At 38.9% G+C, this 14,268-nt stretch carries 9 protein-coding genes; 7 read left to right on the top strand and 2 right to left on the bottom strand.

From position 1 onward, the window contains the following. Positions 1–59 precede the first annotated feature (59 nt). Positions 60–1,385 carry an aspartate kinase gene (locus MED134_RS10975; protein WP_038598969.1) on the top strand — a complete coding sequence of 442 codons (1,326 nt, stop codon included), beginning with the start codon at positions 60–62 and terminating at the stop codon, positions 1,383–1,385. Between the two features lie 75 nt (positions 1,386–1,460). Here the strand turns inward: MED134_RS10975 and MED134_RS10980 are convergent, their stop codons facing one another. Continuing rightward, positions 1,461–2,753, bottom strand: a complete 1,293-nt coding sequence (locus MED134_RS10980) for an aminopeptidase P family protein (protein ID WP_038598972.1) — start codon at positions 2,751–2,753, stop codon at positions 1,461–1,463. A gap of 165 nt (positions 2,754–2,918) precedes the next feature. On the opposite strand from MED134_RS10980, the gene MED134_RS10985 reads away from it, so the two are divergent. The 6 genes from MED134_RS10985 to MED134_RS11010 all read left to right on the top strand — a co-directional run bounded on the left by MED134_RS10985 (position 2,919) and on the right by MED134_RS11010 (position 14,037). Then, on the top strand, positions 2,919–5,792 hold the full coding sequence (locus MED134_RS10985) for a WD40/YVTN/BNR-like repeat-containing protein (RefSeq protein WP_038598975.1): 2,874 nt from the start codon (positions 2,919–2,921) through the stop codon (positions 5,790–5,792). Positions 5,793–6,049: 257 nt separating this feature from the next. Beyond that, entirely contained in the window at positions 6,050–6,718 is a 669-nt protein-coding gene (locus MED134_RS10990) for a succinate dehydrogenase cytochrome b subunit (RefSeq protein WP_038598978.1), read from the top strand. A gap of 11 nt (positions 6,719–6,729) precedes the next feature. Continuing rightward, positions 6,730–8,742, top strand: coding sequence for a fumarate reductase/succinate dehydrogenase flavoprotein subunit (locus MED134_RS10995; RefSeq protein ID WP_038598981.1), 2,013 nt, complete (start codon positions 6,730–6,732; stop codon positions 8,740–8,742). Between the two features lie 9 nt (positions 8,743–8,751). Then, positions 8,752–9,498, top strand: a complete 747-nt coding sequence (locus MED134_RS11000; RefSeq protein ID WP_038598984.1) for a succinate dehydrogenase/fumarate reductase iron-sulfur subunit — start codon at positions 8,752–8,754, stop codon at positions 9,496–9,498. 742 nt (positions 9,499–10,240) lie between these two features. After that, on the top strand, positions 10,241–11,227 hold the full coding sequence (locus MED134_RS11005; protein ID WP_038598987.1) for a ribonucleotide-diphosphate reductase subunit beta: 987 nt from the start codon (positions 10,241–10,243) through the stop codon (positions 11,225–11,227). Between the two features lie 185 nt (positions 11,228–11,412). Further along, the gene (locus MED134_RS11010; RefSeq protein WP_038598989.1) at positions 11,413–14,037 is read left to right on the top strand and encodes a ribonucleoside-diphosphate reductase subunit alpha; all 2,625 of its coding nucleotides are present in this window, start codon (positions 11,413–11,415) and stop codon (positions 14,035–14,037) included. A 76-nt stretch (positions 14,038–14,113) separates the two neighbouring features. Here the strand turns inward: MED134_RS11010 and MED134_RS15345 are convergent, their stop codons facing one another. Next, positions 14,114–14,266 carry a hypothetical protein gene (locus MED134_RS15345; protein WP_169741093.1) on the bottom strand — a complete coding sequence of 51 codons (153 nt, stop codon included), beginning with the start codon at positions 14,264–14,266 and terminating at the stop codon, positions 14,114–14,116. Positions 14,267–14,268 lie beyond the last annotated feature (2 nt).

A 14,268-nucleotide genomic window follows, 5' to 3' on the forward strand; every position in this document is an offset into this window, starting at 1 on the left:
TTCTTCATTTATGCGGTTAGAATGAGTCACAGAAATACATTTGTATAAAAATGTAACCTATGCAAGTATTAAAATTTGGAGGAACCTCAGTAGGATCTATTGAAAATATGATCTCTGTGCGTCATATCATAGACTCACCACAACCTAAGATTGTTGTACTATCTGCAATGTCTGGTACTACAAATGCTCTTGTTGCTATTGCAACTGCAGCACGAGAAGGTGACGTAGCTACAGCACATAAAACAAGAGGAGATTTACAATCTAGATATGATGATGTTATTGAGCAATTGTTTACAGATAAACATATTAAATCTCTGGTTATAGGATATGTAGATGAGGTGTTTGCAGAGGTAGAGAGAATCACGGTAGAGAAGGAGATCACCTTGCAAATGGAAGAAGCTATTGTCGCTCAAGGTGAGTTGCTATCTACATTTATATTTTGTCACTTTTTACAACAAGAAGGGCTTAGTGCTGCTTTATTACCAGCATTAGAGTTTATGAGAATAGATAAGGATAATGAACCAGACCAGTTTTATATACGTCAAAACCTTGAGCGCGTGATAGAAAATGCGGGTCAGCATACCATTTACATCACTCAGGGTTTTATATGTCGCAACTATAGTGGTGAGATATCAAACCTACAACGAGGAGGAAGCGATTATACAGCAACCATTGTAGGTGCTGCAATTGAGTCTAGCGAGGTGCAGATCTGGACAGATATAGACGGTTTTCATAACAACGACCCGCGGTTTGTAGAGGAGACAAAAGCAATAGGTGCCCTTTGTTATGATGAGGCGGCAGAGCTCGCTTACTTTGGCGCAAAAATATTACACCCTCAGACTGTACAACCCTTGCGAGAAGCGCGCATCCCGTTACGTTTAAAAAATACAATGGAGCCAGATGCGTCTGGTACTGTGATAACGCACAGATCACAAGGTGAAGGAATCAAAGCAATCGCTGCCAAAGATGGTATAACCGCACTCAAAATAAAGTCGAGTAAGATGTTACTCGCCCACGGTTTTTTAAGCAAAGTGTTTGACGTATTTGCACGCTACGAGACATCAATAGATATGATTACTACATCAGAAATCGCAGTGTCACTTACCATAGATAACACGAGTAATCTTGATGCCATTTTAACTGAGCTTGTGCAATTTTCACAAGTTGTGGTAGATGATAAGCAAAGTATAATATGCTTAGTGGGTAATGCGGTAAACCGTCATCCAGATACGCATAAACTATTCCAAGTATTGCAAGATGTGCAAGTGCGTATGATTTCCTTTGGAGGGAGTGATCATAACATATCTATACTGGTTGCCACAGAAGATAAAAAACGAGCACTTTCTTTATTACAAGAATATATGTTTGCAACCCCAGTTGCTTAATTAGAGAATCTAATAAAAACAAAAGCCCATCATTTATAAAAATGATGGGCTTTTAATATGATGTAACTAGCGTGTCTAGCTATTCATTAAATCTTCTATTTCTTGTACCGTGATAGGGATATCACGCATAAGATTAAAAGGCTCGCCAGACTCTTGGATAACTACATCATCCTCTAGTCTAATCCCAAAACCTTCATCTGGAATATAAATTCCTGGCTCTACGGTAAAGACTTGATTTGCCTGCATAGGTTCGTGTAGTAAACCATAGTCGTGGGTGTCAAGACCTATGTGGTGAGAAGTGCCGTGCATAAAGTACTTCTTGTATGCTGGCCAGTCTGGGTTTTCATTTTGTACATCTGCCTTGTCTAGTAGTCCTAAGCTTAGTAACTCAGAAGTCATAATCTTACCTACCTCTACGTGGTATTGCTCCCATAAAGTTCCTGGTACTAGGAGTTTTGTTGCCTCGTCTTTTACTTTTAAAACAGCATTGTAAACGGCTTTTTGTCTATCTGTAAAACGACCACTCACAGGTATGGTGCGCGTCATATCACTAGAGTAATTTGCATACTCTGCACCTACATCCATAAGGATAAGATCTCCAGCTTTACACTGCTGGTTGTTTTCTATGTAGTGTAGCACGTTTGCATTATTTCCAGAAGCAATAATAGGTGTGTAGGCAAACTTTTTAGAACGGTTTCTTAAAAACTCGTGTATATATTCTGCCTCAATCTCATATTCCCATACACCAGGTTTTACAAATCCAAGCACACGACGGAAACCTTTATTAGTAATATCGCAAGCCTTTTGCATAAGGTCTAGCTCTATTTGATCTTTTACAGAGCGCAGGCGTTGTAAGATAGGGTTGCTCTTTGCTACACAGTGAGCAGGGTACTTTGCTTTCCACCATTTTGTAAAGCGATCTTCACGAGTCTCTGTCTCAACACTTGCTCTGTAGTGCTCATTAGTATTTACATATACTGTCTCTGCATAGGTCATAAGTTCTGTAAATACTTTTTCTAGGTCTTGCAGCCATAATACCGTTTTAACCCCAGAAGTAGCTGTGGCTTTTTCTTTGGTAAGTTTTTCACCTTCCCAGACAGCAATATGATCATTTGTTTCTCTTACAAAAAGAATCTCGCGATACTTCTCTTTTGGACAGTCCGGAAACATAACAAGCACAGACTCTTCTTGGTCTACACCACTTAGATAAAAAATATCACGGTGTTGCTCAAAAGGGAGTGTACTATCTGCACTCACGGGGTAAATATCATTACTATTAAAAACGGCTAGACTATTTGGCTTCATTTGTGCCATAAAGTTCTTGCGATTTTTTATAAAAAGTGCGTTGTCTATAAGGTCGTATTTCATTGTAACTCTAGATTAGAATGTAAAAATACAAATTTGGGTACGCTTTCGCGAAAGCGTAACAACTCATAACCCCAAAAAAGGACTTCTACTTGTTAAACTAAATCCAAAAGTTTTCTTAAAATAAGTCCTTTGCGTATTTTCATTGCCTTATAAAATCCAAACCAAATGAACATACGTTACTTTCTAGCATCTGGAGCGCTGCTTTTTGCGCTTGCAAATGGAAACTCACAGCAAGCTGCATCTACAACGCAACAACAAGAGCAGGCTGTTAAAGAAAAAATGCTAGCAGCTCAAAATAGTCTTGTAAAAAATATTCCTTTTGAAAACATAGGTCCTTCTATTATGAGTGGCCGTGTGGTAGATCTAGCAATTAATCCAGATATGCCATCAGAGTTTTATGTAGGTTATGCTTCTGGAGGGTTGTGGTATACTAATAATAATGGGACCACATTTACCCCAGTGATGGATAATGCTCCCACACAAAACGTAGGAGAAGTAACAGTACACTGGCCTAGTAATACTATCTGGGTAGGTACGGGAGAAAATAATGCATCGCGCTCTAGTTATGCAGGGATAGGTCTTCTCAAATCTACAGATGGTGGCAAGACTTGGAAAAATATGGGTCTTACAGACTCGCACCATATAGGGCGCATCCTTATTAATCCAGAAAATCCAGATGAGGTTGTGGTAGGTGCTGTAGGACACTTATACTCAAAAAATGAAGAACGTGGAATTTATAAAACTACAGATGGTGGCCTCACCTGGAAAAAGACCCTGTATGTAGATGATGCCTCTGGTATTATTGATATAGATAATGATCCCAATGATTTTAACCTGATGTATGCCTCTTCTTGGGAGAAGGATAGAAAGGCGTGGAATTTTGAAGGTTCTGGTAGTGGCTCTGGTATTTACAAGAGTACAGATGCTGGTGACACTTGGACAAAGTTATATAGCTTTCCCGCTGGTAAAGGAGTAGGTCGTATAGGTCTTGCAGTGTATGATAAAAATACGGTATATGCTGTGCACGATAGCCAGTTTAGAAGAGAAGAGGGTAAAAAACGACCACAAAAATCTGATGCTTTATATAAAGATGATTTTAAGACAATGAGTGTTGCTCAGTTTTTAAGCTTAGATAACAAGCGACTCGATAACTTTTTAAAGTCTAACGGGTTTCAAGAAAAGTACAGAGCTGCAAATGTAAAGTCTATCGTGAGACAAGGTGATGCTGTGCCTGCAGATATTGCAACCTATTTACAAACGGCAAACACACAGCTTTTTGACACACCTGTAGTGGGGGCAGAGGTATATAGATCTAATGATGGAGGGAAGACCTGGAAAAAAACACATAAAGGATACATAGACGCTCTTTACTATAGTTACGGCTATTACTTTGGAGAGATTAATGTAAATCCGTCAGATAAGGAAGATATTTATATATACGGAGTACCTATTGTAAAGTCCAAAGATGGAGGTAAAACCTTTACAAGCATAAGTGCAGAAAATGTACACTCAGATCATCACGCATTATGGATTAACCCAAAAAATGAAAATCACCTTATAAATGGTAATGACGGTGGTGTAAACATAAGTTATGATGATGGTGCAAACTGGATAAAAGCAAACGACCCTTCAGTAGGGCAGTTTTATTACATACAGGTAGATAATCAAGAGCCTTACAACGTGTATGGCGGTCTTCAAGATAATGGAGTATGGGTTGCACCTAGCAATGCATCACAAGATAAATCTTGGTTGCAAAGAGGGCAGTACCCTTGGGAGATGATTATGGGAGGAGATGGTATGCAAGTGCAGGTAGATAATAGAGATGCAAATATTGTGTACACTGGATTTCAATTTGGGAGTTATTATCGTATTAACCGTGAGACGGGTGAAAACAAGAGATTTGATATCAAGCACGAGTTAGGAGAAACGCCTTATCGTTTTAACTGGCAGACGCCTATCTTACTAAGTAGTCATAACCAAGACATCTTATATCTGGGTGGGAACAAGTTAATGCGATCTATGAATCAAGGTGATGACTGGGTAGCTATAAGCCCAGATCTTACTAACGGCGGTAAGCCGGGTAATGTCGCTTACGGTACACTCGCTACAGTTTCAGAATCTCCGTTTGAGTTTGGACTTATTTATACAGGTAGTGATGATGGTAAGGTAAGCGTAACGACTAATGGTGGTGGTGACTGGAAAGACATTACAGGTACATTGCCAAAAGACTTATGGGTATCTCGCATTGTCGCAAGTGAGCATAAAAAAGAGCGTGTATACGTAACCCTTAACGGTTATAGATGGGATGATTTTAAAACCTACGTTTATGTTTCTGATAATTATGGGGAAACTTGGAAAGACATTTCGGCAAACATCCCTATGTCTCCGGTAAATGTTATTGTAGAAGACCCAGTAAAGGATAATATCGTTTACGTAGGTACAGATAATGGTGCTTATGTGAGTCTAGATGGTGGTACTTCTTATCACGCTTTCGCGAAAGCGGAATCTGGAGACAGCACAGCACCACTTCCAGCTGTAGCCGTACACGATATGAAAATCCAAAAGAAAGCAAACCATCTCTTGCTAGGAACCCACGGAAGAAGCATCTACAGAACAGATCTTAGTGCCATTCAAAACGTGTCTCTTGATAAAACGGCAGAGATTTTTGATATCGCCGAAGTTGAGCATAGCCGAAGATGGGGAACAAGCTGGAGTAACTGGTCTGATCCTTTTGAGCCATCTACGCCTATAAGTTACTACACGAGCAACGCAGGTAAATACGAGTTAGTCGTAAAAAGTACAGAAGGAAAGGAGTTAAACCGTATGGCGTTAAATCCAGCAGCGGGAATTAACCAAGTCTCGTATGACTTAACGATTACTGAAAAAGGAAAAAAATATCTTGAAAAAGCAGATAGTTCTCTTAATATTAAGAAAACTAAAAACGGGAAATATTATCTCCCTAAAGGAACATATACTGTCGTTTTAGACGGTGGAGGTGGTAATACAGAAGTTGCAACTACCACGCTGTTAGTTGATTAGTAGCACTTTTAAAATCTTTTTTAGAACCCATTGCCTCTTAAGATGTAATGGGTTTTTTAATGTCTCGTAAGTCCTTTTCAAAAATTTTGAAAGTGTTTAATCATATATAGGTTTAGGTAGGAGGTGATTGTTAAATCTTGAACAGCTGCGTTAAGGTTTTTATAATGATTCTAAATAGTAAGAATACAAACGCTCTAAGGTTGCCAAAACAACGTTTGCGCCGTATTTTTGTTGGGATTATTCCAAACTAAAACTAAATGAGCGGATTATTAAAATCTTCAATAGGGCGTAAAGTAGCAATGGCACTTTCCGGACTCTTTCTTGTGATCTTTTTGACACAACACTTCGTGATCAACAGTACAGCTGTAATTGATCCAGATACGTTTAATGCTTGGTCCCACTTTATGGGTACAAACCCATTAGTACAGTTTGCGTTGCAACCTGTATTAATCTTTGGAGTGGTTTTTCACTTTGTGATGGGCTTTGTGTTAGAATTACAAAACAGAAAAGCGCGTCCTGTTAAGTATGCAAACTACAAAGGAGGAGAAGCAGCGCCTTGGACTTCTCGTAATATGATTTTATCAGGACTTGTGATTCTTGCGTTTTTAGGTCTTCACTTTTATGATTTCTGGATTCCAGAGATGATTCATAAATATGTTGAGTTTGCACCAGAAGATCCTACAAGATATTATGCAGAGACTGTGCATAAATTTGAAAGCCCAGTGCGAGTGGCACTTTATGTAATATCATTTGTATTACTTGCTTTACACTTATGGCACGGGTTTGCTTCTACTTTTCAGTCTGTTGGTTTTAATAATGCATACTCAAAAGCACTTTCAAAATTTGCAAAGGTTTGGGCAGTTGCAATACCAGTAGGTTTTATACTTATTGCTGTGTACTTACACCTTAACCAAATCCCTCACTAAAAAATATAGCTATGGCATTAGATTCTAAAATACCTCAAGGACCACTAGCTGATAAGTGGACAAAACATAAAAATGACATTAATCTTGTAAACCCTGCAAACAAGCGTCTTATAGATGTAATCGTTGTAGGTACGGGTCTTGCCGGAGGATCTGCAGCAGCAACGCTTGCAGAGCTTGGGTATAACGTGAAAGCTTTTTGTTTTCAAGATTCACCTCGTCGTGCACACTCTATTGCTGCACAAGGAGGTATAAACGCCGCAAAAAACTATCAAGGAGATGGAGACTCAACATACCGTTTATTTTATGATACGGTAAAGGGTGGTGATTACCGCTCTAGAGAGTCTAACGTATACCGTCTTGCTGAGGTTTCGGCAAATATTATTGACCAGTGTGTCGCACAAGGAGTTCCTTTTGCACGTGATTACGGTGGGCTATTAGACAACCGTTCTTTTGGAGGGGTGCTTGTGAGTCGTACCTTCTACGCAAAAGGTCAAACAGGACAACAATTATTACTAGGTGCTTACTCTGCGATGAACCGCCAGATAGGTCGTGGTAAGATCAAAATGTATAACCGTCACGAGATGCTAGACATCGTAAAAGTAGACGGTAAAGCGCGTGGTATTATAACACGTAACTTAATAACAGGTGAGATAGAGCGTCACAGTGCGCACGCCGTTGTATTAGGAACTGGAGGATATGGTAATGTGTTCTACCTTTCTACTAACGCGATGGGGTCTAACGTAACTGCTGCTTGGAAAGCTCACAAACGTGGTGCTTACTTTGCAAATCCTTGTTATACTCAAATACATCCTACGTGTATCCCAGTATCTGGTGATCACCAGTCTAAGCTTACCCTTATGTCTGAGTCATTACGTAATGATGGTCGTATATGGGTACCTGCAAAGAAAGAAGATGCAATCGCAATACGCGAGGGGCGTCTTAAGCCTACAGATCTTAAGGAAGAAGATAGAGATTACTACCTAGAGCGTCGTTACCCAGCATTTGGTAACCTTGTACCTCGTGATGTTGCCTCAAGAGCGGCAAAAGAGCGTTGTGATGCAGGCTTTGGAGTAAATAAAACAGGAGAGGCTGTTTACCTTGACTTTGCTTCGGCAATAGAGCGTTATGGTAAAGAGCAAGCATATGTACAACACCTTGGTGCAAATGATAAAGCACTTGTAAAGAAGCTAGGTCAAGAAGTTGTAAAAACAAAGTATGGTAACTTATTTCAGATGTACAACAAGATTGTAGATCAAGATCCATACAACACGCCTATGATGATTTACCCAGCGGTACACTACACAATGGGAGGTCTTTGGGTAGATTATAACTTACAGACTACTGTAGAGGGACTATATGCAATAGGAGAAGCAAACTTCTCAGACCACGGTGCAAACCGCTTAGGAGCTTCTGCACTTATGCAAGGTCTTGCAGATGGATACTTTGTATTACCATACACAATAGGTGACTACTTATCACACGATATACGTACGGGACCTATCTCTACAGATACTCCAGAGTTTGAAGAAGCAGAGCAAAACGTGCGTAAGCAGGTAGGTGCGCTTATTAATAATGAAGGATCTAAACCGGTAGATTATTTCCACAAAAAGCTTGGAAAGATTATGTGGAACAAATGTGGTATGTCTCGTAACGCGACAGACCTACAGAGCGCCATAGATGAGATTTCTGCATTACGTGATGAGTTCTATAAAGAAGTAAGAGTGCCAGGTACTCAAAATGAGTTTAACGAAGAGCTTGCAAAAGCACTGCGTGTGGCAGACTTCTTAGAGTTAGGAGAGCTATTTGCAAAAGATGCACTTACTCGTAATGAGTCTTGTGGAGGTCACTTTAGAGAAGAATCTGTAGAGCTAGACGGACCACAAAAAGGCGAAGCACTACGTGATGATGAAAACTTCACATTCGTATCTGCTTGGGAATACAAAGGAGCGCCAAAAGATGCAGTATTGCATAAAGAAGAGCTCAACTATGAGAATATTGAAGTAAAACAAAGAAGCTATAAATAAGAAAGATATATGAAACTAACGTTAAAAATTTGGCGTCAAAAAAGCGCACAAGCTAAAGGACAAATGGTGACATACCCTATCGATGGTATCGATGGAGATATGTCTTTCTTAGAGATGATGGATGTGCTTAACAATAAGCTCATTAATGAAGGAGAAGAGCCAGTAGTGTTTGATCACGACTGTCGTGAGGGTATCTGTGGGTCTTGCTCTATGTTTATTAATGGTGAGGCACACGGGCCAGATCGTCTTGTAACTACGTGTCAATTGCATATGCGCAAGTTTAAAGATGGTGAGACTATCACAATAGAGCCTTTTAGAGCAGATGGATTCCCAGTGATAAAAGATCTTATGGTAGATCGTTCGGCTTTTGATCGTATACAGCACGCTGGAGGATTTATTTCTGTAAACACTTCTGGTAATACACAAGATGCAAACTCAATTCCAATTGAAAAGGCAGATGCAGACGACGCTTTTGCTGCAGCAACTTGTATAGGTTGTGGTGCTTGTGTTGCAAGTTGTAAAAATGCCAGTGCAATGCTATTTGTATCTGCAAAGGTGAGCCAGTTTGCTTTATTACCACAAGGTCAGGTAGAGGCTACAGATCGTGTTCTTAATATGGTAAAACAAATGGACGAAGAAGGATTCGGAAACTGTACAAACACAGGAGCTTGTGAGGTAGAGTGTCCTAAAGGGATTTCTCTTGAGAACATTGCACGTATGAATCGTGAGTATCTTTCTGCTAGTCTAAAAGGATAATATATAAGGTGTTATAGCCTAACAAATTATTGATATAAAAATCTCAAACTATATAGGTTTGAGATTTTTTTTGCGCTTTCGCGAAAGCGAAATAAACACAACTCCTTGCATTTTAGGTAGTTGTGGTTTAAGGCATATTTTAAAAAGGGGGCTTTTGACCCTAGTAGAAAAAGTTAGTAAAGACGATATTTGTAGTATAAGCAACCCCAATAAACACTTACCTATTTATGAAAATTACGATCATTATTATTGTTATTCTACTGCTTGCACTTGCTTTCATTTCTTAAATAAAGGATTTATTAAGACTGCCTGGCAAAGTATAATATGAGATTTCATTGCTCATTTTATTAATTAAATAACCCTTAAAAGATTTTAAAAATTTCGTTCTTGAACGGAATTTTTTTTTGTCATGATTCTTTTTAGTCAGACCTACAAATGGGTTCTGCAAATTCTTATTAAGACGTTATTAAAAACAGCTCTAAGCAAGCCTAAAACCCCTTGCTAGGCTAGTTTTGAACCGTTAAAATTATAATTGTTAATAAGATTTATTGCAGAGTTTAATTATCTAAATATCAGTATTTTACGTATTAATTTTTAGAAATTTTTATGAAAAGTAAAAATTAGGCTGTGTTGAAAACTTTGTGAATAACGACACTGTTAATTCTGAAGCCTCCGGCTCTTTTTTCTTGATATTTGTTAGTCCCAAGTAGAAAGAAAAAGATTAATAGTTAAAAGAAAAAGTATGAGCTTCGTAGAACCAATCCTGGCAGAAAATAAAGATAGATTTGTGATATTCCCTATACAGCACGACGATATTTGGGAGTGGTATAAAAAGTCTGAGGCTAGTTTTTGGACTGCAGAAGAGATAGACCTTCACCAAGATCTCGTAGACTGGAAAGGAAAACTTACAGATGATGAGCGTTACTTTATAAAACACATTCTCGCATTTTTTGCCGCATCAGATGGAATTGTAAATGAAAACCTTGCAGAAAATTTTGTAAACGAAGTACAGTACTCTGAGGCAAAATTCTTCTACGGTTTCCAGATTATGATGGAAAACATACACTCAGAAACCTACTCATTACTTATCGATACCTACGTAAAAGACGAAGTAGAGAAAGACAAACTTTTTAACGCACTTGAGAACTTCCCTGCAATTAAGAAAAAAGCAGATTGGGCTCTTAAATGGATAGACTCACCAAGCTTTGCAGAACGTCTTATTGCATTTGCAGCTGTAGAGGGAATCTTTTTCTCAGGAGCATTTTGTTCTATATACTGGTTAAAGAAAAGAGGGCTTATGCCAGGACTTACATTCTCAAACGAGCTTATCTCTCGTGATGAGGGCGTACACTGTGATTTTGCCGTACACCTGCACAATCACCACCTTGTAAATAAAGTGCCAAAAGAGCGTATTACAGAGATTATTGTAAATGCACTAGATATAGAACGTGAGTTTATCACAGAATCACTTCCGGTAAGTCTTATCGGGATGAATTCAAACTTAATGACACAGTACTTAGAGTATGTGACAGACCGTTTACTTACAGAACTAGATTGTGAGAAAGTATACAATACGGCAAATCCATTTGACTTTATGGATATGATTTCACTTCAAGGTAAAACTAACTTCTTTGAGAAGCGAGTAGGAGAGTATCAAAAAGCAGGAGTTGTAAAAGATAAAGATGACGACGGTAGTGGTCAGTCTATAAGCTTTGATGCATCTTTCTAAAGCATTATAATAAATAATTAATAGGTGGAAGAGGTTTTCTTTTCCGCTTTCGCGAAAGCGTAACAACACGTAATCGCCATAACATTAACCAATGGATACATTCTCCAAGAGAGATTGTCATCCCTAATTCTAACCGAATTCTCAAAAAGGGGGAAACTTATGAGAATTCACAATATTTTAAGTCTATGTATGTAGTAAAAAGAGATGGCCGTCAGGAACCGGTTATGTTTGACAAAATCACCGCAAGGGTAAAGAAGTTATGTTACGAGCTAAGTGATTTTGTAGATCCGGTAAAGATCTCAATGCGTGTTATAGAAGGGTTGTACGACGGTGTTACTACAAGTGAACTAGATAACCTTGCAGCAGAAACTGCAGCGTCTATGACTACAAGTCACCCAGATTATGCAAAGCTGGCAGCACGTATCTCTGTATCAAACCTACATAAGAACACAAAGAAGTCATTTTCTGAAGTGATGACAGACCTTTATCAATACGTTAACCCACGTACTGGTAAAAAAGCACCTATGGTTGCAGACGAGGTGTATAAAGTCATAATGGACAACAAAGATGAGCTAGACTCAACAATTATCTATAACCGTGATTTTGGATATGATTACTTTGGTTTTAAAACACTTGAGCGTTCATACCTACTTAAAATCAATGGCCAGATAGCAGAGCGTCCTCAACATATGTTAATGCGTGTATCTATAGGGATTCACCTTAACGATCTAGAGGCAGCAAAGGAGACATATATGTTAATGTCTAAGAAGTACTTTACACACGCTACACCTACATTATTTAACTCAGGTACACCTAAGCCTCAAATGTCATCTTGTTTCCTACTTACAATGAAGGATGACAGTATAGAAGGTATATATGATACACTTAAGCAAACAGCAAAGATTTCTCAAAGCGCAGGAGGTATAGGATTATCTATACACAACATACGTGCAAAGGGAGCATACATAGGAGGTACTAATGGTACGTCTAACGGTATTGTGCCTATGCTTAAAGTGTTTAACGACACGGCACGTTATGTAGATCAAGGAGGAGGAAAACGTAAAGGTTCTTTTGCAATCTATATGGAGCCTTGGCACGCAGATATTTTTGACTTCTTAGATCTTAAGAAAAACCACGGAGCAGAAGAGATGAGAGCCCGTGATCTTTTTTATGCAATGTGGATCTCAGACTTGTTTATGAAACGAGTACAAGAGGATGGAAAGTGGACACTTATGTGTCCTAATGAATGTCCAGACCTTTTTAACGTACACGGTGAAGAGTTTGAAGCGCTTTATACAAAGTACGAGCAAGAAGAAAGAGGTCGCAGGACTATAAAAGCACGTGAACTGTGGGAGAAAATTATGGAGTCTCAAATAGAGACAGGTACACCATATATGCTCTACAAGGATGCTGCAAACCGTAAGTCTAACCAGAAAAATCTTGGTACCATACGTTCTTCAAACTTATGTACAGAGATTCTTGAGTACACATCAGAAGACGAGGTGGCAGTATGTAACCTTGCATCTATTGCACTGCCTATGTTTGTAAAGAATGGTGCTTTTGACCACCAAGAACTTTACAATATCACAGTACGCGCTACTAAGAACCTTAACAAGGTGATAGACCGTAACTACTACCCAGTAATTGAGGCAGAAAACTCTAATATGCGTCACCGTCCTATTGGACTTGGCGTGCAGGGTCTTGCAGATACATTTATAAAACTGCGTTTACCTTTTACAAGTGACGAGGCTAAAAAGCTTAACCAAGAGATTTTTGAGACACTATATTTTGCAGCGGTAACAGCTTCAAAAGATATGGCTAAGGTAGAAGGACCTTACCAAAGTTTTGAAGGATCACCTATATCACAAGGAGAGTTCCAGTATAACCTATGGAATATAAAAGATGAGGAATTAAGTGGTCGTTGGGACTGGGCATCACTTCGTAAAGAAGTAATGGAGCACGGTGTGCGTAACTCGCTACTTGTAGCACCTATGCCTACAGCATCTACTTCTCAAATACTTGGTAATAACGAAGCTTTTGAACCATATACTTCTAATATTTATACACGTCGTGTACTATCTGGAGAGTTTATTGTGGTAAACAAGCACTTACTAGAAGACCTTGTAGCGCTTAACCTTTGGAATGATGATCTTAAAGCAGCTATTATGCGTGCAAATGGATCTATACAAGGGATAGATGTGATACCTGCAGACTTAAAAGAACTGTATAAAACTGTATGGGAAATGTCTATGAAAGATATTATAGATATGTCTCGCCAGAGAGGGTACTTTATTGACCAGTCACAATCTCTTAACTTATTTATGGAAGGGGCAAACTTTGCAAAGCTTACCTCTATGCACTTCTACGCGTGGCAAAGCGGATTAAAAACAGGTATGTATTACCTCCGTACAAAATCTGCGGTAGATGCTAAGAAGTTTACACTTTCTGCAAAGAAAAAAGAAGCTCCGGTTACTGCACCTACAGCGCCAAAACAGCAAGTAGCGGCAAGAGCTGCACAAACGCTTACAGCAACTCAAGCGCCAGCACCAGCACCTATACCTGCTCCACAAGCAGAGATATCTAAGGTAGATGCTATCGCTCAACACGCGCAAAACGTTGCAGATATGCAAGTGCAAATGAGCTTAGAAGAGCCAGCTCCTGCTTATGAAGCACAGCAAGCACAACTTAAAGAGCAAACTACTGCACAGCAGCCTAACACAGCCCCTATGACGCCAGAAGAAATGAAGGCTATCATAGCACAAGCAAAAGCTGCCGAAGGTGATGACGATTGTTTAATGTGCGGATCATAAACCGTCAAACATAACTAACCAAAAAAACGGCTCTCTATTTTATAGAGAGCCGTTTTTTATTTAAACAGTTTTAATTTTAGAATCCTAATACAAAATAGGTCGCTGCTACGGCGATTATAAGAATCACTAATGTGATAATTATAAACGTAGCTCCAAAACGAGTTTTCTTATTATCTTGAAGTAAATACTCTTCAGTTGGGTCTTCTTTATCTTTTATTATATCTGACATAT

This window comes from Dokdonia sp. MED134, from assembly GCF_000152925.2.
Lineage (GTDB): Bacteria > Bacteroidota > Bacteroidia > Flavobacteriales > Flavobacteriaceae > Dokdonia.